The sequence below is a fragment of the Rhodococcus koreensis genome (assembly GCF_017068375.1).
Classification (GTDB): domain Bacteria; phylum Actinomycetota; class Actinomycetes; order Mycobacteriales; family Mycobacteriaceae; genus Rhodococcus_F; species Rhodococcus_F koreensis.
This window is the reverse complement of the sequence record NZ_CP070609.1, coordinates 1,632,501-1,657,015: the sequence shown is the minus strand read 5'-3', so window position 1 is coordinate 1,657,015 and position 24,515 is coordinate 1,632,501. Positions and strand designations below refer to the sequence as shown.

Here is a 24,515-nt window from a genome sequence, read left to right as displayed (position 1 = left end):
TACGGGCGCTCGACCCCCCGGTGACCGGGAGCTGAGAGCCGGGACTCAGGGCGATCCCACTGTACTTACCCACCCTGAGCGCAACCTGGGAGAGTGGCCGGGCCCACGCTCGCCGGCGGTCGCCGGGACTCGCGGGAAGCCGGATCACCGCTCGGGACGCGTTGGCCATAGGATAGATACCTGTGACTCCAGCTGACCTTGCCGAACTGCTCCGCGGAACCGCCGCGAAAGTGCTCGCCGAACGCGGACTCGACGTGTCCGTGCTTCCCGAAACTCTCACGGTCGAGCGTCCGCGCAATCCCGAGCACGGCGATTACGCCACCAACGTCGCGATGCAGGTGGCCAAGAAGGTCGGTACCAACCCGCGTGAGCTGGCCGGCTGGCTCGCCGACGCGCTGACCGCGGCCGAGGGCATCGACAGCGCCGACATCGCGGGCCCGGGCTTCCTCAACATCCGCCTGGCCGCCGACGCGCAGGGCGCGATCGTCGCGAAGATCCTCGAGGCGGGTGCCGCCTTCGGGTCCGGCCACACGCTCGACGGCAAGAAGATCAACCTCGAGTTCGTTTCCGCGAACCCCACCGGCCCCATCCACCTCGGTGGAACCCGCTGGGCCGCGGTGGGCGACGCGCTGGGCCGGATCCTGTCCACCCAGGGCGCGGCGGTCACGCGCGAGTACTACTTCAACGACCACGGCGCCCAGATCGACCGGTTCTCCCGCTCGCTGATCGCCGCCGCCAAGGGCGAACCCGCCCCCGAGGACGGATACGCGGGCGCCTACATCGCCGACATCGCCACCGCGGTGCAGCAGCAGCGCCCCGACGTGCTGGACCTGCCCGTGGGCGAGCAGCAGGAGGTCTTCCGCGCCATCGGCGTCGACCTGATGTTCGCGCACATCAAGCGCACCCTGCACGAGTTCGGCGTCGACTTCGACGTCTACTTCCACGAGAACTCGCTGTTCGAGTCCGGCGCGGTGGAGAAGGCCGTCGAGACGCTGAAGGATTCCGGCAACCTCTTCCAGGAGGACGGCGCCTGGTGGCTCAAGAGCACCGACTTCGGCGACGACAAGGACCGGGTCGTCATCAAGAGCGACGGCAACGCGGCGTACATCGCCGGTGACATCGCCTACTTCCAGGACAAGCGCTCCCGGGGCTTCGACCTGTGCATCTACATGCTCGGTGCGGACCACCACGGATACATCGGCCGGCTCAAGGCGGCCGCGGCCGCGTTCGGCGACGACCCCGACACCGTCGAGGTACTCATCGGGCAGATGGTGAACCTGGTCCGCGAAGGCGTGGCCGTGAAGATGAGCAAGCGTGCCGGCACCGTCATCACCCTGGACGACCTGGTCGAGGCGATCGGCGTCGACGCGTCGCGGTACGCCATGATCCGGTCTTCGGTGGATTCGAGCATCGACATCGACCTCGAACTGTGGACGAGCACCGGCAACGAGAACCCGGTGTACTACGTGCAGTACGCGCACGCCCGGCTGTCGGCCATCGCCCGCAACGCCGCCGACCTCGGCATCGCCGTCACGGATCCCGACTTCTCGCTGCTGATCTCGGAGCAGGAGGGCGATCTGATCCGCACCCTCGGCGAGTACCCGCGGGTCGTGACCAGCGCCGCGAATCTGCGTGAGCCGCACCGCATCGCGCGGTATCTGGAGGAACTGGCCGGTGCCTATCACCGGTTCTACGGTGCCTGCCGCATCCTGCCCCAGGGCGACGAAGAGGTCGGCCCGCTGCACATCGCGCGACTGGCGCTGTGCGACGCGTCCCGTCAGGTTCTGGCCAACGGTCTCGCCCTGCTCGGCGTCAGCGCACCGGAGCAGATGTGAACGCGCACCCCGCCGGTCCCAAGCACGCCGAGCAACTGCACGCGCCCGGTCTGCCCGAACGTCCCGCCGACGCGGCCGCATTCGCGGCGCTCTCTCCCGAGGTGTGGCCCCGCAACGCCCGCCGCGCCGCGGACGGAGTGGTGAGCCTCGCGGGCATCCCGGTCACCGAACTGGCCGAGAAGTACGGCACCCCACTGTTCGTCGTCGACGAGGACGACTTCCGGTCCCGCTGCCGCGACATGGCCCGCGCCTTCGGGCCGACGGCCAAGGTGCACTACGCGTCCAAGGCGTTCCTGTGCGGCGAGATCGCCCGCTGGGTCGCCGACGAGGGCCTGTCCCTGGACGTCGCGTCGGGCGGCGAACTCGCGGTCGCGCTGCATGCCGGATTCCCGGCGGAGCGAATCGCCATGCACGGCAACAACAAATCGGTCGCCGAGCTGACCGCCGCCGTGTCGGCCCGGGTCGGGCACATCGTGCTCGACTCCGCCACGGAGATCGACCGCCTCGACAAGGTGGCCGCCGAAGCCGGTGTGGTGCAGGACGTCCTGATCCGCGTGACGGTCGGAGTCGAGGCGCACACCCACGAGTTCATCTCCACTGCCCACGAGGATCAGAAGTTCGGGTTCTCGCTCGCCGGCGGTAAGGCGATCGACGCGGTCCGGCGGGTCTTCGCCGCCGACAACCTGCGTCTCGTCGGTCTCCACAGTCACATCGGCTCGCAGATCTTCGACGTCGACGGCTTCGAGGTGGCCGCGCACCGTGTGATCGGGCTCCTGCGGGACGCGGTCGCGGAGTTCGGCGTCGAGAAGACCGCCCAGATCTCGATCATCGACCTCGGCGGCGGCATGGGAATTTCCTACGTCCCCACCGACGACCCGCCGCCGGTCGACCAGCTCGCCGCCAAACTCGGCGACATCGTGCGCCACGAGTCGGCGCTCGTCGGTCTGCCGGAGCCGACGCTGGCCGTCGAACCCGGCCGCGCGATCGCCGGACCGGGAACGGTGACGCTGTACGAGGTCGGCACCATCAAGGACGTCACCGTCGGCAGCAACCTCACCCGCCGGTACGTTAGCGTCGACGGCGGTATGAGCGACAACATCCGCACCGCGCTGTACCAGGCGGAGTACGAGGCCAAACTGGTCTCGCGGGTCAGCGACGCGGCGCCGGTGGTGTCCCGCGTCGTCGGCAAGCACTGCGAATCCGGTGACATCGTGATCCGCGACACCTGGATGCCCGAGGACATCGACGCCGGCGACTTGCTCGCAGTCGCGGCCACCGGTGCATACTGCTATTCGATGTCGAGCAGGTACAACCTGCTCGCCCGCCCTGCCGTGGTGGCGGTGCGCGACGGACAGTCGCGCGTGATCCTGCGCAGGGAAACCGTGGAAGACCTGTTGAGCTTGGAGGTACAAGAGTGACGAGCGAATCGGCGCATCGCGCTATCGGTGTGGCCGTCCTCGGCCTCGGCAACGTCGGGAGCGAGGTCGTGCGTATCCTGCGGGAGCACAGCGAAGACCTCGAGGCTCGCGTCGGCGCCCCGTTGGAACTGCGTGGAGTGGCCGTCCGCCGCCCCGGCAAGGACCGCGGAATTCCCGAGGAGTTGCAGACCACCGACGCGGAGTCCCTTGTGGCCCGCGACGACGTCGACCTGGTCGTCGAGGTGATCGGGGGCATGGATCTGCCCCGCAAGCTGATTCTCTCGGCGCTGAACTCCGGCAAGTCTGTCGTCACCGCCAACAAGGCGCTCCTCGCCGATCACACCGGTGAACTGGCCGAGGCCGCGGAACTGCACAACGTCGACCTCTACTTCGAGGCCGCCGTGGCGGGCGCCATCCCCGTGATCCGCCCGCTGATCCAGTCGCTCGCGGGCGACCGGGTGAACAAGGTCGCCGGAATCGTGAACGGGACCACCAACTTCATCCTGTCGGCGATGGACGAGACCGGCGCGGACTACGCCGCGACCCTCGCCGAGGCCGGACGCCTGGGATACGCCGAGGCCGATCCGACCGCCGACGTGGAGGGCTACGACGCCGCGGCCAAGGCTGCCATCCTCGCGTCGATCGCGTTCCACACCCGGGTCACCGCCGCCGACGTGTACCGGAGGGGATCTCCAAGATCACCGCGGCCGACCTGACGTCGGCACGCGCACTCGACTGCACGATCAAGCTGCTGTCCATCTGCGAGCGGATCACCACCCCCGAGGGCAAGGAGCGGATCTCCGCGCGGGTCTACCCGGCTCTCGTGCCGCTGGAGCACCCGCTGGCCTCGGTCAACGGTGCGTTCAACGCGGTCGTCGTCGAGGCGGAGAACGCCGGGCGCCTGATGTTCTACGGTCAGGGCGCCGGCGGCGCCCCCACCGCGTCGGCCGTGATGGGCGACCTGGTGATGGCCGCGCGCAACAAGGTGAACGGCGGCCGCGGACCCCGCGAGTCCAAGTACGCCAAGCTGAAGATCGCGCCGATCGGCGACATCCCCACCCGCTACTACGTCAACATGCAGGTAGCGGACAAGGCCGGGGTCCTGTCGGCGGTGGCTGCCGAATTCTCGCAGCACGGCGTCAGTATCTCCACCGTGCGGCAGGAAGGCGCCGGCGACGGCGCCCGCCTCGTCGTCGTGACCCACGTCGCGACGGATTCTGCCCTGTCGGAAACCGTTGAGGCCCTGAGCAAACTCGAATTCGTCACCGCTGTGACCAGCGTGCTGCGACTGGAAGGCACCGAACAATGACCGGCACCCGTAATCCCGTTCACACCCCTTGGCCGGGGCTGATCGAGGCTTACCGCGACCGCCTCGCCATCGGACCGAACTGGAAGACGGTCACCCTGCGCGAGGGCGGCACCCCGCTGCTGCCCGCCGGGCATCTCTCGGAGATCACCGGTTGCGACGTCTACCTGAAGGTCGAGGGGCTCAACCCCACCGGTTCGTTCAAGGACCGCGGCATGACGATGGCCGTCACCGATGCGCTGGCCCGCGGTCAGCAGGCCGTCCTGTGTGCGTCCACGGGTAACACGTCGGCCTCCGCCGCCGCGTACGCCGCCAAGGCGAAGATGACCTGCGCCGTGCTGGTGCCGCAGGGCAAGATCGCGATGGGCAAGCTCGCGCAGGCCGTCATGCACGGTGCGCGGATCATCCAGGTGCAGGGCAACTTCGACGACTGCCTCGAACTGGCCCGCAAGACCACCGCGGAATTCCCCACGATCGGGCTCGTGAACTCGGTCAACCCGGTCCGCATCGAGGGGCAGAAGACCGCGGCGTTCGAGATCTGCGACGCCCTCGGCAAGGCGCCCGACGTGCACGCCCTCCCGGTCGGCAACGCCGGCAACATCACCGCCTACTGGCGCGGGTACTCCGAGTACTACGCGGACGGGCTCACCAGCGTGAAGCCCCGCATGCTCGGAGTCCAGGCCGCGGGCGCGGCGCCGCTCGTCCACGGTGCGCCGGTGAAGGACCCGGAGACCATCGCGACCGCGATCCGCATCGGTTCGCCGGCATCCTGGAACGGCGCGGTCACCGCCAAGGAAGAGTCGCACGGCGCCTTCCGGGCCGCCACCGACGACGAGATCCTCGAGGCGTACCGGCTGATCGCCAGGACCGAAGGGGTCTTCGTCGAACCGGCGTCGGCCGCGAGCGTCGCGGGCCTGCTCGCCGCCCGCAAGGAGGGCTGGCTGGACTCCGGGCTGACCGTCGTCTGCACGGTCACCGGTAACGGCCTCAAGGACCCCGACACGGCGTTGGCGGGTATGCCTGAGGTCCAACCGATCCCGGTCGACCCTGTCGCTGTCGCCTCGGCCCTCGAGCTGGCGTAGTGGGGGCGCCCACGCCCACCACGCCGCAGGACCACACTGCCACCATGACACAGACCCTCCCCGCGGGCCTCACCGTGACCGCTCGCGTGCCTGCGTCGAGCGCCAACCTCGGCCCGGGTTTCGACACGCTGGGCATCGCGCTCGGACTGTACGACGAGATCACCGTGACGACCACGGCTTCGGGGCTGAACATCCGGGTCGAGGGCGAGGGCGCCGACGACGTGCCGTGGGGTCCATCCCATCTCGTGGTCCGGGCGATCGAACGCGGCCTGGAATCGGCCGGTGTGTGGGCCGACGGCCTGGACGTGGTGTGCCGCAACGTGATACCCCATTCGCGCGGTCTGGGGTCCTCTGCCTCCGCTGTCGTCGGGGGACTGGCGGCCGCCAACGGCCTGGCGATCAAGCTCGACCCCGAACTCGGACTGTCGCTCGATCAGCTCGTCCAGCTGTCGTCGGAATTCGAAGGGCACCCCGACAACGCGTCGGCGAGCGTGCTCGGCGGCGCGGTCGTGTCGTGGAGCTGCGCGGGTGAGCAGGCCGACGGAGCCCCCGCGGCCACCGACATCTACTCGGCCGTCCCGCTGAAGGTGCACCCCGCGATCCGGGTCGTCGCACTGGTTCCGGGGGAGCGCTCGTCGACGGCCCACACGCGGGGTCTGTTGCCCGAGACGGTTCCCCACCGGGATGCCGCGTTCAACGTCAGCCGCGGGGCCCTCGCTGTGGTGGCGCTCACAGAGCGTCCCGACCTTCTGATGTCGGCCACCGAGGACCGACTGCATCAGACGCAGCGCGCTCCGGCCCTTCCTCTGACGACGCGATGGATCGCCGTCCTCCGCAAGGCGGGTATCGCCGCCACCGTCTCCGGAGCCGGACCGACCGTTCTCGCATTGACCACGGAGCCTTTCCCCGTGGATCTTCGAGCACAGGCCGAGGCCGAGGGGTTGCAGGTTCTCGAACTGGACGTAGCCGACGGCGTCCGGACCAGCTGACACGCCGTAGGGGCGTCTCCTTGCCCCTACGGTCGTTCACAGCTATCCTGGGCAATGTCCGTACATCGTGCGCATCAGACGCCGGTGCTTCACCAGGGCAATTACTCCAGGTCAATCGGGGTTGACGGCTCCTGGCACGATCCTCCGCACTATCTGTCGTGTAGGGATTGCGAGTACGCGCCTGTTTCAAGGGTGATGTGATGGCGGGCAAGCCGGCAGTTCTTCACATGCAACTACGTACGGCACATCCGAATTCGGTATTCGAAACCGAATTACGGGACGAACCCTCGACTCTGCGCAGCGCGAGTGAGGGAAGGAAAGGACCTCCGTGACCGATACGGACCTCATCGCCGCTCCTGTGCGCGCCTCCTCGGTGGATACCGTTGGCGCGCAGGCAGGCGACTCTTCACAGGCGTCATCAGTGACGGCCTCCACAAAGCGCGCCGACGCGCGCCGAGGTGCCGGGCTGTCCGGAATGGTGCTCACCGAGCTCCGCTCTCTCGCAGGTGAGCTGGGCATCAAGGGCATTTCGGGGATGCGCAAGGGCGACCTGATCGCCGCGATCAAGGAGCGTCAGGGCGGCTCTGCGGCCCCGGCCGCTGCCGCGACCGAAACCGCTCCCCGGACCCGGGCGACGCGCGCCAAGCGCGAACAGTCCGCTCAGACCGAACTCGAAGTGATTCCGCAGGCGGAACCCGCCGAGAAGGCCGCCGAGCCCAAGACGGCCGAACCTGCGACGGCCGACGGCGCTGCAGGGGACACCGACACCGCCGAAGGCGGACGTCGTGGCCGCCAGCGTCGCGGATCCGCACGTCGGGCGGGCGCTCCCGAGCAGGGTGACCAGGGCGGCAACGCCCAGGACACGGCCTCGGCGACTGCCACCGACACGCAGCAGGCCGAGCGCAAGCAGGCCGAGGACCGTCAGGATTCCGCCGAGAAGCCGGCGAAGCAGGACGGCTCCGGCGAGCAGGGCGGCGACCGCAACCGACGTGAGCGCGGCGGCGACCGTGGCGAGACCCGTGGTGATCGCGGCGAGACCCGCGGTGACCGGGGCGACCGCGACAACCGTGGCGACCGCAGCCAGGGCGGCAACGGCCCGCGCACCAGCGACAACCGCCCCGGCGACGACGAGGAAGGCGGTCGCGGACGCCGCGGACGCCGCTTCCGCGAACGTCGTCGTGGACGCGACCGCGGTGAAGGCGGCGGCGGTGACGTTCGCGAGACCGAGATCCGCGAGGACGACGTCCTGCAGCCGGTCGCGGGCATCCTGGACGTCCTCGACAACTACGCGTTCGTGCGGACCTCCGGCTACCTGGCCGGACCGAACGACGTCTACGTGTCGATGAACCTGATCCGCAAGAACGGCCTCCGTCGCGGCGACGCCATCACCGGCGCCGTCCGGATCGGACGCGAGGGTGACCAGGGCAACCAGCGGCAGAAGTTCAACCCGCTGGTCCGCATCGACACCGTCAACGGCGGCGACGTCGAAGCGGCCAAGAAGCGCCCCGAGTTCGGCAAGCTCACCCCGCTGTACCCGAATCAGCGGCTGCGTCTGGAGACGACGCCGAACATCCTGACGACGCGTGTCATCGACTTGGTGATGCCGATCGGCAAGGGACAGCGTGCGCTGATCGTGAGCCCGCCGAAGGCCGGTAAGACCAGCGTTCTGCAGGCCATCGCGAACGCCATCGCGACCAACAACCCCGAGTGCTACCTCATGGTCGTGCTGGTCGACGAGCGTCCCGAAGAGGTCACCGACATGCAGCGTTCGGTGAAGGGCGAGGTCATCTCCTCGACCTTCGACCGCCCGCCGGGAGACCACACGTCGGTCGCCGAGCTCGCCATCGAGCGTGCGAAGCGCCTGGTGGAGGCGGGTAAGGACGTCGTCGTCCTGCTCGACTCGATCACCCGCCTCGGCCGTGCGTACAACAACTCGTCGCCGGCGTCGGGACGTATCCTCTCCGGTGGTGTCGACTCGACCGCGCTGTACCCGCCGAAGCGTTTCCTCGGTGCTGCGCGCAACATCGAGAACGGCGGTTCGCTCACGATCATCGCGACGGCAATGGTCGAGACCGGTTCCACCGGCGACACCGTGATCTTCGAGGAGTTCAAGGGCACCGGTAACGCCGAGCTGAAGCTGGACCGCAAGATCGCGGAACGCCGCGTGTTCCCGGCCGTGGACGTGAACCCCTCGGGCACACGTAAGGACGAGCTGCTGCTCAGCCCGGACGAGGCGGCGGTGCTGCACAAGCTCCGGCGCGTGCTCTCCGGTCTCGATTCGCACCAGGCCATCGATCTGCTGATCGACCGGCTCAAGAAGAGCAAGAGCAACCTCGAATTCCTCATGCAGGTGTCGAAGACTGCTCCGGGCGCGATCGACGACTGATCATCGACCCGAAGCGGGGCCCGGCGACTTTAGTCGCCGGGCCCCGCTGTTTCCCCCTCCGGAATCACCGTGGAACAAAACGCGGACCACCCGCGTTGACCACACCGCAAGCACAAAATGCCGATTGGGATCGCGAACCTGCGGTCTGGCATACTGAGCGGCTGAGTCCGGTTCCGGTTCACGTCTTCGAACGGCGAAGGCGACCCGGCGACCATTGAAAGGGACACCATGAAGTCAGGCATTCACCCCAATTACGTGGCCACCACCGTGGTCTGTGGTTGCGGCAACACCTTCGAGACCCACAGCACCAAGGAGACCGGGCGTATCAACGTCGAGGTCTGCTCGCAGTGCCACCCGTTCTACACCGGCAAGCAGAAGATCCTCGACACCGGTGGACGTGTCGCCCGCTTCGAGGCTCGCTACGGCAAGCGTGCCGGCAAGGGCGCAGCCAAGGAATCTGCAGAGTCCTAGCTGTTCCGCCGACGCCCGTCCTGCGATAATTGCAGGCCGGGCGTCGGCTTTTTTGTGCCTACTTCCCGAACGAACGCAGAGCGGAGCGAATCATGGCAGGGACCACCCAGCCTTCGGCCATCGACGACATCCTGGCCGAACATGCCGGCCTGGAGCAGCAGTTGGCGGATCCGGCCCTGCACAACGACGCTTCCGCGGCCCGCAAGGCGGGCAAGCGATTCGCCGAACTCGCACCGATCATGGCGACGTACACCAGGCTCAAGTCGGCGCAGGACGATCTGGAGGCGGCGCGTGAACTCGCCGCCGACGATTCCAGCTTCGCCGCCGAGGTGCCCGCACTCGAGGAGCAGGTCCTCGAACTGGACAAGACTCTCACCGATCTCCTGGCTCCCCGCGACCCGCACGACGGTGACGACGTGGTGCTCGAGGTGAAGTCGGGGGAGGGCGGCGAGGAATCCGCGTTGTTCGCCTCCGACCTGGCCCGGATGTACGTCCGGTACGCCGAGCGTCACGGTTGGCGCGTCGAGATCCTCGACGCGACCGTGTCCGACCTCGGCGGATACAAGGACGCGACGCTGTCGATCAAGTCGAAGGGCGATGTGCGTGACGGGGTCTGGGCGCGGCTGAAGTTCGAGGGCGGCGTCCACCGTGTGCAGCGTGTGCCCGTGACGGAATCGCAGGGACGCGTCCACACGTCCGCCGCCGGTGTCCTCATCTACCCGGAACCGGAAGAGGTGGAGGAGGTGCAGATCGACGAAACCGACCTGCGCATCGACGTCTACCGCTCCTCGGGCAAGGGTGGTCAGGGTGTCAACACCACCGACTCCGCGGTCCGGATCACGCACCTGCCCACCGGCATCGTCGTGACCTGTCAGAACGAACGCTCGCAGCTGCAGAACAAGGCCCGCGCCATGCAGGTGCTCGCCGCCCGGTTGCAGGCTGCGGCGGAGGAGGCCGCGGACGCGGAGGCGTCGGCGGGCAGGCAGAGCCAGGTGCGCACCGTCGACCGTTCCGAGCGGATCCGTACGTACAACTTCCCGGAGAACCGCATCACCGATCACCGGATCGGGTTCAAGTCCCACAACCTGGATGCGGTCCTGGACGGCGAACTCGACGCCCTGCTCGACGCGCTCGGCAAGTCGGACCGTGAGGCGAGGCTCGCCGCGGAGTAACCGCGAAGCCGGGACCGCGCCACCGGGCGGCGGGCCGCGTGGCAGTCTGTACCTGTGAGTCGCCTTCCTCTTCGCCTGGCCCTGATCGACGCAACCGCGCAACTCGACGAGGCCGGGGTGCGTAGCTCCCGTGCGGACGCCGAACTGCTCGCGGCACACCTGCTGGGGGTGGAGCGAACCCGGCTCGGGCTCGTCCCGCTCGTCGACGAGTCGGTGATCGACGCCTACAAGAAGATGGTCGACCAGCGGGCCAAGCGGATTCCGTTGCAGTACATCCTCGGTACGGCCGCCATGGGAGACATCGACATCGAGGTCGGCCCCGGCGTTTTCGTGCCGCGCCCGGAGACGGAACTGCTGCTCGGGTGGGCGCTCGCATTCCTCGGAAGCTGCGATCAGCATCCGCCGGTGGTCCTCGACCTGTGCACCGGGTCGGGCGCGCTCGCGCTGGCGATCGCCAACGCCCGCCCCGACGCCGTCGTACACGCCGTCGAACTGGAACCGCATGCGCTCGCGTGGGCCCGGCGCAATGCCGACGCCCGCGAACAGGCAGGTGACGCGCCGATCAGGCTGTACCAGGGTGACGTGACGGACCGGACATTGCTCGCCGGGCTCGAGGGCGGGGTCGACCTGATCGTCGCGAATCCGCCGTACATCCCGGAGGGTGTCGAACTCGAACCCGAGGTGGCCGACCACGATCCGCACAGCGCGCTGTTCGCCGGACCTGACGGTCTGTCCGTCATCAAGCCGATGATCTCGAACGTCGCGCGCTGGCTGCGCATCGGGGGAGCGGTCGGAATCGAGCACGACGACTCGAACGGCTCCGACGTCGCGGCACTGTTCGCGTCCCGCCGGGTGTTCGGCGAGGTCGCGGAGCATCCGGACCTGGCGGGGAAGCCGCGGTTCGTCGTGGCCCGGCGCGTCGCAACGGATATCGAGGCGCAGCGTGCAGGGGCCGACGCCGAGGGTGAAAGAATGAACCGGTGAGTACCGTTTACGACTGTGGCCTTCCCGATTCACGCTCCGCCGGACTGAGTGCGGCCAAGAATGCGCTGAAGGCCGGGCGTCTCGTCGTGCTCCCCACGGACACGCTGTACGGAATCGGCGCGGACGCATTCGACAGCGAGGCCGTCGCCGCCCTCCTGCGGGCCAAGGGTCGCGGGCGGGACATGCCGGTGCCCGTGCTCGTCGGCTCGTGGAACACGATCGACGGCCTGGTGTACAGCGTGCGCCCGCAGGCGCGCGACCTCATCCGGGCGTTCTGGCCCGGCGGGCTGAGTCTCGTTGTGGAGCAAGCGCCTTCGCTGGCATGGGATCTCGGCGACACCCGGGGCACGGTCATGCTGCGCATGCCGCTGCACCCGGTCGCCCTCGAACTGCTGCGTGAGGTCGGTCCGCTCGCGGTGTCGAGCGCGAACGTCTCCGGGCGCTCGCCCGCCACGACGGTGGAGGAAGCCCGCGAGCAACTCGGCGGATCGGCGAGCGTGTACCTCGACGGTGGCCGGGCGGAACAGGGGCAGGCATCGACAATCGTCGACCTCACCGGCGCCACCCCGCGGATCCTGCGTGAAGGCGCGGTGCCCACCGGCGATGTCGCCGCCGTACTCGGAGTGACGGCGGAGAGTCTGTCCGCCCAGTGAGTGCTGCCGAATCGGCCGGCGTGGTGCTGGCTCAAGCAGGTGGGGGCGCGGGTGTCCCGCTGCGCGAACTCCTGCTCGTCCTCTTCACGGCCGCGGTGGTGACCTACCTCGCCACCGGAGCCGTGCGGCTGTTCGCGCTGCGGTTCGGGGCAGTGGCGGTGCCGCGGGACCGGGACGTCCATGTCACCCCGACGCCCCGCCTCGGCGGGGTCGGCATGTATCTCGGCATGCTCGTCGCGTTGTTGTTCGCGCAGCAGCTACCCGCGCTCACCAGGGGATTCGAGTTCACCTCCGACATTCCCGCGGCCCTGGTGTCGGGGTTTGTGATCGTGCTGGTGGGGGTGGTCGACGACCGCTGGGGCCTGGACGCGCTCACGAAGTTCGTCGGCCAGGTCACCGCGGCCGGGATCCTCGTCGTGATGGGGGTGAGCTGGTTCATCGTCTATATGCCGTTCGGGGACGGCAGCACGGTCATCCTCGACCAGCTGCAGGCCGGTCTCGTCACCGTTGGTGTCGCGGTGGTGATGGTGAACGCCATGAACTTCGTCGACGGCCTCGACGGCCTCGCCGCGGGCCTCGGCCTGATCTCGTCGCTCGCGATCTGCGTGTTCTCGGTGGGACTTCTGCACGATCAGGGCGGCGACGTCAGCGCCTATCCGCCCGCTCTGATCGCCGCCGCCCTGGCAGGTGCGTGTCTCGGTTTCCTTCCGCACAACTTCCAGCCCGCCAAGATCTTCATGGGCGACTCCGGCTCCATGCTGATCGGACTGATGCTGGCGGCCATCTCCACCAGCGCGTCCGGTCGCATTCCGTTGACCGCGTACGGCACCCGCGACCTGCTCGGTCTGCTCTCGCCGCTGCTGTTGGTCGGTGCCGTCATGTTCATTCCGATCCTCGACCTGTTGCTGGCCGTGGTCCGGCGAACCCGCGCCGGGGTGAGCCCGTTCAGCCCCGACAAGATGCACCTCCACCACCGGCTCCTGCAGATCGGGCACTCGCACCGCCGCGTCGTGCTGCTCATCTACTTGTGGGTCGGTGTGCTGGCGTTCGGCGCGGTCGGTTCGGCCCTGTTCGACCGTCGCGTCGTCGTGCTCCTGGTCGCGGGAGGCCTGGTCTTCGCATTGGTCGTGACGGCTGTCCCGTCGATTCGCGGACAGCAGCACGATCGTCGGGGCTGACGGGAGGGTTGCCGCGGACCGGCGAGGATCCACTACCCTTGGCGACCGTGACGTTCACCCCTGCCTCCGCCCCTGATCACACCGCGTCGTTGCGGGCTGCCGTGCGCTACGGAGTTCTCGGTCTGATCGTGCTGGCAGTGGTCGGTTCGATCGTCGCTTTTCTCGTCGCGGGCAAGCCGGGCCTGTACGGGGCCCTTCTCGGTGCGGCGGTCGGGGGAGGATTCATCCTGTGCACCGCACTCGGTGTGCTGTTCACCGCGAAGCTTCCGGCGCTGACGGCGGGAGCGGTACTGCTCGGTACGTGGTTGCTGAAGATGATCCTCGCGATCACGGTCCTCGCGATCCTCAAACCGCTCGACTTCTACGACAAGACGGCATTGGTGCTGGTCATGGTGCTTTCGCTGGTCATCGTGCTGGGAGCGGAAACGTTCGGAGTGCTCGGTACCAAGGCGCCGTACGTCGAACCCACGCCGTCGGACGACGCCGGATCGCCCGATTCGGACGATAAGTAGTACTACGAGATGTAGTAAAATTGAATCGACCCCGACCCCGTCTACACAACGTCGTAGATGACTTGCTAAGGTCTGGGTCAAGCGAGAGCAATGAGAGTGCGAGTCAGTTACTCGCCGGTATTGCATGCTTGTAGGTGGCCGCACTTTCAGGGCCGCCGAGTCGACGAGAGTCGCCGACACCGACAGACGCTGGACTCGAACAGTCCGCAGCAGCTGACGAATACGCGAGTCGAGCTTGTCGACTTGTTTGATCGTCAATGTCCGATCGAACCGCAGTCAACGAAGGCTGCGGACCGACTACGGGAGAGAACGCTGAGCGTCATCAACGTGGCCGCGGAAGAATTCCACGCGCCTTCCCTGAACGACTTCTTCCCGCCCGCGGTCCTGTTCGAAGGGACTCCGTTCGAACTCGACCGCCTGATGCTGGTTCGCATCCTGCTGTCCGCGCTGATGATGCTCTTCTTCGTCATCGCGATGCGCAGCCCGAAGATCATTCCTCGCGGTGTCCAGAACATCGGTGAGATCGCGCTCGACTTCGTCCGGATCAACATCGCGGAAGAGATTCTCGGCAAGGAGCAGGGCAAGCGCTTCCTGCCGGTCATCACCACCATCTTCTTCCTGGTGCTCGCCAGCAACCTCGGCAGCATCATCCCCTTCATCAACATCTCGCCGAACGCGCGCATCGGCATGCCGCTCGTGCTCGCCGCCCTGGCGTACATCGTGTTCAACTACGTCGGCATCAAGAAGTACGGCTTCTTCAAGTACGTGAAGAGCAGCATCGTCGTCCCGGGTGTGCCGCTTCCGCTGCACTTCCTGCTCGTGCCGATCGAGTTCATCTCGACGTTCGTCCTCCGGCCGTTCACGCTCATGGTTCGTCTCATGGCCAACATGCTGGCCGGCCACATCCTGCTGGTGCTGTTCTTCAGCGCCACCCAGTACTTCTTCTTCGTCTCCGGTGGGTTCCAGGCCGTGTTCGGTGTGGCCTCGCTTGCCGCCGGCATTGCATTCACCTTCTTCGAACTGCTGGTGATCTTCCTGCAGGCCTACGTCTTCGCGCTGCTCACGTCGGTGTACATCGATCTGGCGCTGCACGCGGATTCGCACTAGCACCACAAATTTCACGACCAGCTACACCAAGAACTGAGCCTCCCGCCGAATCCGGCGGAGGTCAACAGAAAGGGAACGGAACACCATGAGCCTCGCCTACCTCGCTCAGGAAGCTGTCCAGGAAACCCGCTCGACGGGCTTCGGAGCCATCGGCTACGGTCTCGCCGCGATCGGCCCCGGCATCGGCGTGGGCATCGTTGTCGGTAAGGCAATCGAGGGAATGGTTCGCCAGCCCGAGATGGCCGGACAGGTTCGTACCACGATGTTCCTCGGTATCGCCTTCACCGAAGCCCTCGCGCTGATCGGCCTCGTCGCCGGCTTCATTTTCTAAGACCGTCACATGGCAGCCAACATCGCATTGCTCGCGGCAGAGGAAGAGAGTCACAACCCTCTCCTCCCCGCGACGTATGACATCGTTTGGTCGATCGTCTGCCTGGTCATCGTTGGTTTCGTCTTCTGGAAGTACGTCCTTCCGATGTTCCAGAAGGTCCTTGCCGAGCGAACCGAGCAGATCGACGGCGGCATCAAGCGGGCCGAAGAGGCCCAGGCCGAAGCGAAGGCGGCGCTCGAGCAGTACCGCGCTCAGCTGGCCGAAGCTCGCACCGAAGCTGCGCAGATCCGTGAGGACGCGCGCACCCAGGGGCAGCAGATCATCGCCGAAATGAAGGCACAGGCTCAGGAAGAAAGCGACCGCATCGTGGCCGCCGGCAACAACCAGCTGGTTGCCCAGCGTCAGCAGATCGTCGCCGAACTGCGCGCCGATCTCGGCCGCACCGCGGTCGACCTCGCTGAGAAGCTCATCGGTGAGTCCCTCGCCGACGACGTCAAGCGGGCCGGCACTGTCGATCGATTCCTGAACGAGCTCGACTCCATCGGCGCAAATTCCGCAGCAGGGAAGTGAGCACCATGTACGCAGCGAGCCGTGAGGCCTTGACGCAGACCCGTGCTGCGTTGTCTTCGGCCTTGGGATCCGTCTCTGCCGGAGCAGCCACAGCGGCCGCGGCCCAGATCGGGGCCGAGCTGTTCTCGGTCGTCGAGATCCTGGACGAGCAGCGCACTCTCCGGAGTGCCCTGTCGGACACCTCGACGACCGGGAGCGTTCGCGAAGGTCTGGCCCAGCAGGTGTTCGGCGGCAAGGTCTCGGCCGAGACCCTCGCCGTCCTGAAGGCGGCGGTGGGCCAGGACTGGTCCGCCACCTCCGACCTGCTCAACTCGCTGGTGCTCCTCGGTCGGGAATCGCTGCTGAAGGCAGCGGCCGATCAGGGACAGCTCGACGCCGTCGAGGACGAGCTCTTCCGTCTCGGCCGCATCGTTGCCGGTGACCCCAAGCTCGAGCAGTCACTGTCCGACCGTTCCGTACTGGCGAAGGGCAAGCGTGACCTGCTCTCCAAGCTGCTGTACGGCAAGGTCACCGCGGTCTCCGAGGCATTGGCGACCCAGGCAGTGGGCCGGTTGAAGAACTCCGCACCCGCGGACGCCTTCGACGAACTGTCGAATCTGGCAGCAGCGCAGCGGAAGGCCGTTGTCGCCAAGGTGCGCAGCGCTGCTCCGCTGTCCAGTGAGCAGTCGGATCGGCTGACCGCCACCCTCACCCGTACCTACGGGAAGCCGGTGACGGTTCACGTGGAGGTCGATCCTGAACTCCTCAGCGGCTTGGTCGTCCGGGTGGGCGACGAGGTGATCGACGGCAGCGGAGCGGGACGTCTCGCAGCGTTGCGGAAGTCCCTCAAGTAGTCCGCAACCGAACCCCATACCCCAGATCTTTTCGAAGACCAGACACCGAGAGCAGGAAAAACATGGCGGAGCTGACGATCTCCTCCGACGAGATCCGTAGCGCGATCGAGAACTACACCGCGAGCTACTCCCCGGAGGCCTCCCGCGAAGAGGTCGGCGTCGTGACCGACACCAGCGACGGCATCGCGCACGTCAGTGGCCTGCCTTCGGCGATGGCCAACGAACTGCTGGAGTTCCCCGGCGGAATTCTGGGCGTCGCGCTCAACCTGGATGCCACCGAGATCGGTGCCGTCATCCTGGGCGATTACGAGAACATCCAGGAAGGCCAGGAAGTCAAGCGGACCGGCGACGTGCTGTCGGTACCCGTCGGCGACGCCTTCCTCGGCCGCGTCATCAACCCGCTCGGCCAGCCGATCGACGGCCTGGGCGAGATCGCGAGCGACGAGACCCGCGCCCTCGAGCTGCAGGCTGCCTCGGTGCTCGAGCGTCAGCCCGTCGAGGAGCCGCTGCAGACCGGCATCAAGGCCATCGACGCGATGACCCCGATCGGCCGCGGACAGCGTCAGCTCGTCATCGGCGACCGTAAGACGGGCAAGACCGCCGTCTGCATCGACGCGATCCTGAACCAGAAGGCCAACTGGGAGACCGGCGACGAGAAGCAGCAGGTTCGCTGCATCTACGTCGCGATCGGCCAGAAGGGTTCCACCATCGCGGGCGTCAAGGCTGCCCTCGAGGAGCAGGGCGCGATGGAGTACACCACCATCGTCGCTGCCCCGGCCTCCGACTCCGCCGGTTTCAAGTGGCTCGCCCCCTACACCGGCTCCGCCATCGGTCAGCACTGGATGTACCAGGGCAAGCACGTCCTGGTCGTGTTCGACGACCTGACCAAGCAGGCCGAGGCGTACCGCGCCATCTCGCTGCTGCTGCGTCGCCCGCCGGGACGTGAGGCATACCCCGGTGACGTCTTCTACCTGCACTCCCGCCTGCTGGAGCGTTCGGCCAAGCTGTCCGACGCCCTGGGTGGAGGCTCGCTGACCGCGCTGCCGATCATCGAGACCAAGGCCAACGACGTCTCGGCCTACATCCCGACCAACGTCATCTCCATCACCGACGGTCAGGTGTTCCTCGAGTCGGACCTGTTCAACAAGGGTGTCCGTCCCGCCATCAACGTCGGCATCTCGGTGTCCCGTGTCGGTGGCGCCGCGCAGACCAAGGGCATGAAGAAGGTTTCCGGCTCGCTGCGTCTGGAGCTGGCCCAGTTCCGTGAGCTCGAGGCGTTCTCGGCCTTCGCCTCCGACCTGGACGCCGCCTCGAAGGCACAGCTCGAGCGTGGCGCCCGCCTGGTGGAGCTGCTCAAGCAGGATCAGTACAGCCCGATCCCCGTCGAGGACCAGATCGTGTCGATCTACCTCGCCGGTGAAGGTGTCTTCGACAGCGTGCCCGTCGGCGACGTCCGTCGCTTCGAGGCCGAACTGCTCGACGAGCTGCACCGCACCGCCTCCGGCGTGTACGAGAGCATCAAGGGCGGCAAGGCCCTCGACGCCGACAACGCCAAGGCACTGGTCGAGGCCACCGACAAGTTCAAGGAAACGTTCCTCGCGTCCGACGGAAGCCGGGTCGTGAACGAGGCCGAGGCTGAGGCTCTGGACGCCGGCGAGGTCGGCCACGAGCAGATCAACGTCAAGCGCACCACCGTCAGCAAGTGAGCGGCCTGCCCATGATGCTGCGAAACATGAAGGGAGAGTGATCGATCGATGGCAAGCATTCTCGAACTGAGGTCTCGCATCAAGTCGGTCAACTCGACCAAGAAGATCACCAAGGCCCAGGAACTGATCGCGACCTCGCGGATCACGAAGGCACAGTCGCGCGTCGCCGCGGCGAAGCCGTACGCCGAGGAGATCACGAAGGTTCTCTCGGAGCTGGCGAGCGCGTCCGCTTCGCTGGACCACCCGTTGCTCAACGAGCGCACCGATCCCAAGCGTGCCGCGGTCCTGGTCGTCACCAGTGACCGCGGTATGTGCGGCGGATACAACTCCAACGTCCTCAAGGAGGCCGAGGAGCTGTTCCAGCTGCTGCGCAGCGAGGGCAAGGATCCGGTGATCTACGTGCTCGGATCCAAGGGCCTGGGCTACTACACGTTCCGTGACCGCGATCTGGGGGGTGCGTGGACCGGGTTCTCCCAGAATCCGGGCTACTCCGACGCTGCCAAGGCGAGCCGGCACCTGGTCGACCTGTTCATGGCCGGATCCGGCTCCGAGGTTCCCGCGCCGAACGGTGAGGGCACCATCGAAGGCGTCGACGAGCTGCACATCGTCTACACCCGCTTCGTGTCGATGCTGACCCAGTCTCCCGAGGTTCGCCGGATGGCTCCCCTCGAGGTGATGGTCTCCGAGGAGCACGTCGAACTCGGCGAAGACATCCTGACGAACGGTCACGGGTCCAGCAACTCGGACCCGGTCGCCGGATACAACTTCGAGCCGGAACCCGACAAGCTGCTCGGTGCCCTGCTGCCGAAGTACATCAGCACCCGCATCTACTCCTCGCTGCTGGATGCTGCGGCGTCGGAGTCGGCTGCCCGTCGTACCGCCATGAAGGCCGCGACGGACAACGCAAACGAACTGGTGAACACGTTGAGCCGTCAGGCAAACCAGGCTCGCCAGGCCCAGATCACCCAGGAAATCAGCGAGATCGTCGGCGGCGCGAATGCGCTCGCCTCGAGCGCAGGAAGTGACTAAGCAATGACCGCAGCAGTAACCGAAAACAACGGGGCAGGCTCGGGTTCGTCCGTCGCCGGCCGCGTCGTGCGGGTCATCGGTCCCGTCGTGGACGTTGAATTCCCGCGTGGCGCCATTCCTGAACTGTTCAACGCCCTGCACGCCGAGATCACGCTCCCCTCGGTCGCCAAGACGCTGACCCTCGAGGTTGCACAGCACCTCGGCGACAACCTGGTGCGCACCGTCTCGATGCAGCCCACCGACGGTCTGATCCGCGGCACCTCGGTGTCCGACACGGGCAAGCCGATCTCGGTTCCCGTCGGCGACGTCGTCAAGGGCCACGTCTTCAACGCGCTGGGCGACTGCCTCGACGCTCCCGGTACGGGTCGCGACGGCGAGCAGTGGGGCATCCACCGCAAGCCACCGGCCTTCGACCAGCTCGAGGGTAAGACGGAGATCCTCGAGACCGGCATCAAGGTCATCGACCTCCTCACCCCGTACGTCAAGGGTGGAAAGATCGGTCTGTTCGGTGGTGCCGGTGTCGGCAAGACCGTTCTGATCCAGGAAATGATCACCCGTATCGCCCGCGAGTTCTCCGGCACCTCGGTGTTCGCAGGCGTCGGTGAGCGCACCCGTGAGGGCACCGACCTTCACCTCGAGATGGAAGAGATGGGCGTCCTCCAGGACACCGCCCTCGTCTTCGGCCAGATGGACGAGCCGCCGGGAACGCGTATGCGCGTCGCCCTGTCCGCGCTGACCATGGCGGAGTACTTCCGCGATGTCCAGGGTCAGGACGTGTTGCTGTTCATCGACAACATCTTCCGTTTCACCCAGGCCGGTTCCGAGGTGTCGACCCTGCTCGGTCGTATGCCTTCGGCCGTGGGTTACCAGCCGACCCTGGCTGACGAGATGGGTGAGCTGCAGGAGCGGATCACCTCGACGCGAGGCCGCTCCATCACCTCGCTGCAGGCGATCTACGTGCCCGCCGACGACTACACCGACCCGGCGCCGGCCACGACGTTCGCGCACCTCGACGCCACCACCGAGCTGTCGCGTCCGATCTCGCAGATGGGTATCTACCCCGCTGTGGACCCGCTGACCTCCACCTCCCGCATCCTGGAGCCCGGCATCGTCGGTGCCGAGCACTTCCGGGTCGCCAACGAGGTCAAGCGCATCCTGCAGAAGTACAAGGAACTGCAGGACATCATCGCCATCCTCGGTATGGACGAGCTGCAGGAAGAGGACAAGGTGCTCGTCGGCCGTGCCCGTCGTCTGCAGAAGTTCCTCGGCCAGAACTTCATCGTCGCCGAGAAGTTCACCGGTGAGCCCGGCTCCGTGGTGCCGCTCCGCGACACCATCGAGGCGTTCGACCGCATCTGCAAGGGCGAGTTCGATCACCTGCCCGAGCAGGCGTTCAACAGCTGTGGTGGACTCGATGACGTCGAGGCTGCAGCCAAGAAGATCGCCGGGAAGTAGTCGACGATGGCTGAGATGACCGTGGAACTCGTCGCCGTGGAGCGACGGTTGTGGTCTGGTTCGGCGACTCTCGTCAGCGCACAGACGACCGAGGGCGAGATCGGTGTCATGCCCGGGCATGAGCCGGTTCTCGGACAGCTGGTCGAGGGCGGAGTGGTTGCGATCACGACGGCCGACGGTGAGCGTATCGTCGCTGCTGTGCACGGCGGATTCCTGTCCGTGACCGCGAAGACAGTCACGATCCTCGCCGAGTCAGCCGACTTGGCCGAGGACATCGATGTGGAAGCGGCCAAGGCCGTGCTCGCAGAGAGTGGAGACGACCTCGAGGCGATTGCTGTCGCCAAGGGTCGGGTCCGCGCTGTCGAGCGCGCCTAGGCTGCACGAGAAAGACCGCGACGGAGCCGACGAACAGTGACAATCGGAATGACTGTGTTGATCATTCTGGTTGTGCTGCTCGCGGCCTTCGTCGCGGTTTTTCTGTATCGGCTTGCAGTACTGCGCCGCGGGGGCACCGCGGCGATCCTCCGGGTGACGCCTGCCCCGGGGGACACCGGGTGGCGCCACGGCGTCATCCGCTACGGCGAGGGCTCCCTCGTCTTCTTCAAACTGTCGAGTCTGCGACCCGGCCCCGATTCGCGTATCGAGCGCCAGGGCATCGAGGTCGCAGGTCGTCGCAGCCCCGAGGGCTCCGAATTCGACATCATGTCCGAGGAGATCATCATCCTGTCGGTCAAGGACCGCGGGAGCTCGTACGAGATCGCACTGGACGGGGGAGCGTTGACCGCGTTCCTGTCCTGGGTCGAATCGCGACCGTCCGGCCGATCGGTTCGCGGTCGCCGACTCTGATCAGGACTTCCCGGCGCCCGGCTTCCAGAGCACGTCGCCCTCGGGGTTCGCGAGCCTGCTGACGATGAACAGCAGATCCGACAGCCGGTTGAGGTATTTCGCCGGAAGAGCGTTGGTGGTCTCCGGGCTGGTGTCGACGGCCGCCCACGCGGACCGCTCGGCGCGACGGGTCACGGTCCGCGCCACGTGCAGCAGAGCGCCCAGCGCCGTCCCGCCCGGGAGAATGAAGGAGTTCAGCGGCTCCAGGCGTTCGTTCAGTTCGTCGCACCAGCCTTCGAGACGATCGATGTATTCGCCGGTGATGCGCAGCGGCGGGTATTTCGGTTCCGCCTCCACCGGGGTGGAGAGGTCGGCGCCGGCATCGAACAGGTCGTTCTGGATCTGCCGCAGGATCGACCGGATCTCCTCCGGCGGGTCGCCCAGCGCGACCGCAACCCCGATCGAGGCGTTCGCCTCGTCGCAGTCGGCGTACGCGATCAGCCGCGGATCGTTCTTCGACACACGGGAGAAATCGCTGAGTCCGGTGGTCCCGTCGTCGCCGGTCCGGGTATAGATCTTGGTGAGGTGTACGGCCATAGCGTTACGGTACCGGCCTCCGGTGCCGGCATCCCTGGCTCTAGGCTGTGTTCTGTGAGCGAACGCTTCCTTGTCACCGGCGGTAACCGCCTCGTAGGTGAAGTGTCTGTCGGGGGCGCGAAGAACAGCGTTCTCAAGCTGATGGCGGCAGCGCTGTTGGCTGAGGGCACCACAACCGTCACCAATTGTCCGGACATCCTGGATGTTCCTTTGATGGCCGACGTCCTGCGCGGCCTCGGCTGCGAGGTGGACCTCGATGATTCCGTCGTCCGGATCACGACACCCGCCGAACCCAAACACCACGCCGATTTCGCGGCGGTACGACAGTTCCGCGCCTCGGTGTGTGTGCTCGGACCGCTCGTCGCGCGGTGCCGTCGCGCCGTGGTCGCGCTGCCCGGTGGCGACGCCATCGGTTCGAGGCCCCTCGACATGCATCAGTCGGGGCTGCGGTTGCTCGGTGCGCACAGCACGATCGAGCACGGCTGCGTGGTCGCGCAGGCCGAGGACCTGCACGGTGCGAACATCCGGCTCGCGTTCCCGTCGGTGGGGGCGACCGAGAACATCCTGATGGCCGCCGTCCTCGCCAAGGGCGAGACGGTGATCGACAACGCGGCCCGCGAACCCGAGATCGTCGACCTGTGCAACATGCTGATCCAGATGGGCGCGAAGATCCAGGGTGCCGGCACATCCACGCTGACCATCCAGGGCGTCCCCAAGCTCGAGCCGACCACGCACCGCGTCATCGGCGACCGGATCGTCGCGGCGACGTGGGGGATCGCGGCGTCGATGACGCGCGGTGACGTGCGCGTGCGCGGGGTCAACCCGAAGCACCTCGGCCTGGTGCTCGACAAGCTGCGGGTGGCCGGCGCCGAGGTTACGGCCGAGGCGGACGGATTCCGGGTGGTCCAGGAAGCGCGGCCGACAGCCGTCAACTTCGCGACGCTGCCCTATCCGGGTTTCCCCACCGACCTGCAGCCGATGGCGATCGGCCTCGCGGCGGTCGCGGAGGGAACATCGATGATCACGGAGAACGTCTTCGAGGCGCGGTTCCGGTTCGTCGAAGAGATGATCCGGTTGGGCGCCGATGCGCGGACGGACGGTCATCACGCAGTGATCCGGGGAATCGCGCAGTTGTCGAGTGCGCCGGTGTGGTCGTCGGACATCCGGGCGGGAGCCGGCCTCGTGCTGGCGGGTCTCGTCGCCGACGGGGTGACCGAAGTGCACGACGTCTTCCACATCGACCGCGGCTATCCCCGCTTCGTCGAGATCCTGCAGGAACTCGGTGGCCGCATCGAACGAGTGGACGCGGAACCCGGTTCTTCACGGTGAGTCCGGCGTCACAGCAACCGGTACGAGCGGCGAGGCCCCGGATCCGAAGGGGCGCACCGGCTCTGACCAGCGGAATCCTGCAACGACGAACACCGTGACCTGGCGATTTGGCAAGCAGTTTCCCTTCGCGTAACTTATTCCAGGTCAGAGCGACACGGACACCGACCCCGGCCGGAAGGCGGGGGACACGAGGTTGGACGAAGGCGCCTGGTAAATCGGAAGTTCACCGCCGTGTATGGTGGTGCTTCAATCCCGGTTTGATCTTGATCAGCGTCACGGCTTGCGCCGGTGAGGCTGGTAGGATAAGATGGAACGGTTGCCCCGGAGAGGCTGAAGTTGTTACTTCGGCAGTGATGGTGTGCGCGTGTTCTTTGAGAACTCAACAGTGTGTCGATGAATGTCAGTGCCAAATGTTTTTGGTACTCCGCATCACGAGTGTTCAACCGCCTCTTGGGGTTTGGTTGATGTTGTGGTGTGGGTATTTGCTGGCTTCCCTCCTTCTTCCGTCGGTGGGGGGTCAGTGTTTGATTGAAGCTAGTTTGAGTTTTTGATCGCTAGTGATTTGACTCGATGTCTATGACTGATTAACGGGTTCGCCTGTGAAATCTAGAGTCTTCAACGGAGAGTTTGATCCTGGCTCAGGACGAACGCTGGCGGCGTGCTTAACACATGCAAGTCGAGCGGTAAGGCCCTTCGGGGTACACGAGCGGCGAACGGGTGAGTAACACGTGGGTGATCTGCCCTGCA

General features: G+C 66.6%; 22 protein-coding genes, 1 rRNA gene and 1 pseudogene (1 of these 24 only partly in view). 23 read left to right on the top strand and 1 reads right to left on the bottom strand.

Features of this window, described 5'->3' with window-relative positions; genetic code table 11:
• The first annotated feature begins 182 nt into the window (after positions 1-182).
• The 21 genes and pseudogenes from argS (at position 183) to JWS14_RS07575 (ending at position 21,863) form a co-directional block, all read left to right on the top strand.
• Positions 183-1,835: an arginine--tRNA ligase gene (gene argS / locus JWS14_RS07675; RefSeq protein ID WP_072946104.1), complete on the top strand. Its 1,653-nt coding sequence runs from the start codon at positions 183-185 to the stop codon at positions 1,833-1,835.
• Entirely contained in the window at positions 1,832-3,253 is a 1,422-nt protein-coding gene (gene lysA, locus JWS14_RS07670) for a diaminopimelate decarboxylase (protein WP_206012793.1), read from the top strand. The genes argS and lysA overlap by 4 nt, the downstream gene beginning before the upstream one ends.
• Positions 3,250-4,562 (top strand): annotated as a pseudogene (locus JWS14_RS07665) (homoserine dehydrogenase). Before lysA ends, JWS14_RS07665 begins: the two are co-directional and overlap by 4 nt.
• Positions 4,559-5,641: a threonine synthase gene (gene thrC, locus JWS14_RS07660; RefSeq protein WP_072946109.1), complete on the top strand. Its 1,083-nt coding sequence runs from the start codon at positions 4,559-4,561 to the stop codon at positions 5,639-5,641. Before JWS14_RS07665 ends, thrC begins: the two are co-directional and overlap by 4 nt.
• 44 nt (positions 5,642-5,685) lie before the next feature.
• Positions 5,686-6,630, top strand: a complete 945-nt coding sequence (thrB, locus tag JWS14_RS07655; RefSeq protein ID WP_095865910.1) for a homoserine kinase — start codon at positions 5,686-5,688, stop codon at positions 6,628-6,630.
• Positions 6,631-6,958: 328 nt separating this feature from the next.
• Entirely contained in the window at positions 6,959-9,016 is a 2,058-nt protein-coding gene (rho, locus tag JWS14_RS07650) for a transcription termination factor Rho (protein ID WP_206012792.1), read from the top strand.
• Between the two features lie 228 nt (positions 9,017-9,244).
• The gene (gene rpmE, locus JWS14_RS07645; RefSeq protein WP_005252948.1) at positions 9,245-9,487 is read left to right on the top strand and encodes a 50S ribosomal protein L31; all 243 of its coding nucleotides are present in this window, start codon (positions 9,245-9,247) and stop codon (positions 9,485-9,487) included.
• Between the two features lie 92 nt (positions 9,488-9,579).
• The gene (gene prfA, locus JWS14_RS07640) at positions 9,580-10,659 is read left to right on the top strand and encodes a peptide chain release factor 1 (protein WP_072946113.1); all 1,080 of its coding nucleotides are present in this window, start codon (positions 9,580-9,582) and stop codon (positions 10,657-10,659) included.
• A 54-nt stretch (positions 10,660-10,713) separates the two neighbouring features.
• Positions 10,714-11,643 carry a peptide chain release factor N(5)-glutamine methyltransferase gene (gene prmC / locus JWS14_RS07635; RefSeq protein WP_072946115.1) on the top strand — a complete coding sequence of 310 codons (930 nt, stop codon included), beginning with the start codon at positions 10,714-10,716 and terminating at the stop codon, positions 11,641-11,643.
• A complete protein-coding gene (locus JWS14_RS07630) occupies positions 11,640-12,296 on the top strand; it encodes an L-threonylcarbamoyladenylate synthase (protein WP_072946118.1) in 657 nt (218 codons plus the stop codon). The genes prmC and JWS14_RS07630 overlap by 4 nt, the downstream gene beginning before the upstream one ends.
• Positions 12,293-13,474 carry a glycosyltransferase family 4 protein gene (locus JWS14_RS07625; protein ID WP_012688415.1) on the top strand — a complete coding sequence of 394 codons (1,182 nt, stop codon included), beginning with the start codon at positions 12,293-12,295 and terminating at the stop codon, positions 13,472-13,474. Before JWS14_RS07630 ends, JWS14_RS07625 begins: the two co-directional genes overlap by 4 nt.
• A 38-nt stretch (positions 13,475-13,512) precedes the next feature.
• On the top strand, positions 13,513-13,986 hold the full coding sequence (locus JWS14_RS07620; RefSeq protein ID WP_072946122.1) for a Cg1360 family ATP-synthase-associated protein: 474 nt from the start codon (positions 13,513-13,515) through the stop codon (positions 13,984-13,986).
• A gap of 321 nt (positions 13,987-14,307) precedes the next feature.
• Positions 14,308-15,093, top strand: a complete 786-nt coding sequence (gene atpB, locus JWS14_RS07615; RefSeq protein WP_371851572.1) for a F0F1 ATP synthase subunit A — start codon at positions 14,308-14,310, stop codon at positions 15,091-15,093.
• An 85-nt stretch (positions 15,094-15,178) separates the two neighbouring features.
• Positions 15,179-15,424, top strand: a complete 246-nt coding sequence (locus tag JWS14_RS07610) for an ATP synthase F0 subunit C (RefSeq protein WP_072946125.1) — start codon at positions 15,179-15,181, stop codon at positions 15,422-15,424.
• A 9-nt stretch (positions 15,425-15,433) separates the two neighbouring features.
• The gene (locus JWS14_RS07605) at positions 15,434-15,994 is read left to right on the top strand and encodes a F0F1 ATP synthase subunit B (protein WP_095865710.1); all 561 of its coding nucleotides are present in this window, start codon (positions 15,434-15,436) and stop codon (positions 15,992-15,994) included.
• Between the two features lie 5 nt (positions 15,995-15,999).
• Positions 16,000-16,827 carry a F0F1 ATP synthase subunit delta gene (locus JWS14_RS07600; protein WP_206012791.1) on the top strand — a complete coding sequence of 276 codons (828 nt, stop codon included), beginning with the start codon at positions 16,000-16,002 and terminating at the stop codon, positions 16,825-16,827.
• A 62-nt stretch (positions 16,828-16,889) separates the two neighbouring features.
• Positions 16,890-18,533, top strand: a complete 1,644-nt coding sequence (gene atpA, locus JWS14_RS07595) for a F0F1 ATP synthase subunit alpha (protein WP_012688409.1) — start codon at positions 16,890-16,892, stop codon at positions 18,531-18,533.
• Positions 18,534-18,581: 48 nt separating this feature from the next.
• Complete coding sequence (locus JWS14_RS07590; protein WP_095865708.1) at positions 18,582-19,562, top strand: F0F1 ATP synthase subunit gamma; 981 nt, start codon at positions 18,582-18,584, stop codon at positions 19,560-19,562.
• Between the two features lie 3 nt (positions 19,563-19,565).
• Positions 19,566-21,017, top strand: coding sequence for a F0F1 ATP synthase subunit beta (gene atpD, locus JWS14_RS07585; protein ID WP_005252960.1), 1,452 nt, complete (start codon positions 19,566-19,568; stop codon positions 21,015-21,017).
• Between the two features lie 6 nt (positions 21,018-21,023).
• Positions 21,024-21,392 carry a F0F1 ATP synthase subunit epsilon gene (locus JWS14_RS07580; RefSeq protein WP_007300053.1) on the top strand — a complete coding sequence of 123 codons (369 nt, stop codon included), beginning with the start codon at positions 21,024-21,026 and terminating at the stop codon, positions 21,390-21,392.
• A gap of 48 nt (positions 21,393-21,440) precedes the next feature.
• Positions 21,441-21,863 (top strand): DUF2550 domain-containing protein, encoded by a 423-nt coding sequence (locus JWS14_RS07575; RefSeq protein ID WP_124395819.1) that lies wholly within the window; start codon positions 21,441-21,443, stop codon positions 21,861-21,863.
• Here the strand turns inward: JWS14_RS07575 and JWS14_RS07570 are convergent, their stop codons facing one another.
• Positions 21,864-22,439: a cob(I)yrinic acid a,c-diamide adenosyltransferase gene (locus JWS14_RS07570; RefSeq protein WP_206012790.1), complete on the bottom strand. Its 576-nt coding sequence runs from the start codon at positions 22,437-22,439 to the stop codon at positions 21,864-21,866.
• A gap of 54 nt (positions 22,440-22,493) precedes the next feature.
• Here JWS14_RS07570 and murA point away from each other — a divergent pair, with 54 nt between their 5' ends.
• Together murA and JWS14_RS07560 are read left to right on the top strand one after the other, a co-directional pair.
• The gene (gene murA / locus JWS14_RS07565; protein WP_072946140.1) at positions 22,494-23,768 is read left to right on the top strand and encodes a UDP-N-acetylglucosamine 1-carboxyvinyltransferase; all 1,275 of its coding nucleotides are present in this window, start codon (positions 22,494-22,496) and stop codon (positions 23,766-23,768) included.
• Between the two features lie 615 nt (positions 23,769-24,383).
• Positions 24,384-24,515, top strand: a 16S ribosomal RNA gene (locus JWS14_RS07560); it runs 1,386 nt beyond the window's last position.

What these genes read in the sequence shown, in the direction of transcription:
- thrC (WP_072946109.1), top strand. Translation starts at nt 4,559, where the DNA reads ATGACCGGCACCCGTAATCCCGTTCACACCCCTTGGCCGGGGCTGATC.
- thrB (WP_095865910.1), top strand. Translation starts at nt 5,686, where the DNA reads ATGACACAGACCCTCCCCGCGGGCCTCACCGTGACCGCTCGCGTGCCT.
- rpmE (WP_005252948.1), top strand. Translation starts at nt 9,245, where the DNA reads ATGAAGTCAGGCATTCACCCCAATTACGTGGCCACCACCGTGGTCTGT.
- prfA (WP_072946113.1), top strand. Translation starts at nt 9,580, where the DNA reads ATGGCAGGGACCACCCAGCCTTCGGCCATCGACGACATCCTGGCCGAA.
- JWS14_RS07610 (WP_072946125.1), top strand. Translation starts at nt 15,179, where the DNA reads ATGAGCCTCGCCTACCTCGCTCAGGAAGCTGTCCAGGAAACCCGCTCG.
- JWS14_RS07605 (WP_095865710.1), top strand. Translation starts at nt 15,434, where the DNA reads ATGGCAGCCAACATCGCATTGCTCGCGGCAGAGGAAGAGAGTCACAAC.
- JWS14_RS07600 (WP_206012791.1), top strand. Translation starts at nt 16,000, where the DNA reads ATGTACGCAGCGAGCCGTGAGGCCTTGACGCAGACCCGTGCTGCGTTG.
- atpA (WP_012688409.1), top strand. Translation starts at nt 16,890, where the DNA reads ATGGCGGAGCTGACGATCTCCTCCGACGAGATCCGTAGCGCGATCGAG.
- JWS14_RS07590 (WP_095865708.1), top strand. Translation starts at nt 18,582, where the DNA reads ATGGCAAGCATTCTCGAACTGAGGTCTCGCATCAAGTCGGTCAACTCG.
- atpD (WP_005252960.1), top strand. Translation starts at nt 19,566, where the DNA reads ATGACCGCAGCAGTAACCGAAAACAACGGGGCAGGCTCGGGTTCGTCC.
- JWS14_RS07580 (WP_007300053.1), top strand. Translation starts at nt 21,024, where the DNA reads ATGGCTGAGATGACCGTGGAACTCGTCGCCGTGGAGCGACGGTTGTGG.
- JWS14_RS07575 (WP_124395819.1), top strand. Translation starts at nt 21,441, where the DNA reads ATGACTGTGTTGATCATTCTGGTTGTGCTGCTCGCGGCCTTCGTCGCG.
- JWS14_RS07570 (WP_206012790.1), bottom strand. Translation starts at nt 22,439, where the DNA reads ATGGCCGTACACCTCACCAAGATCTATACCCGGACCGGCGACGACGGG.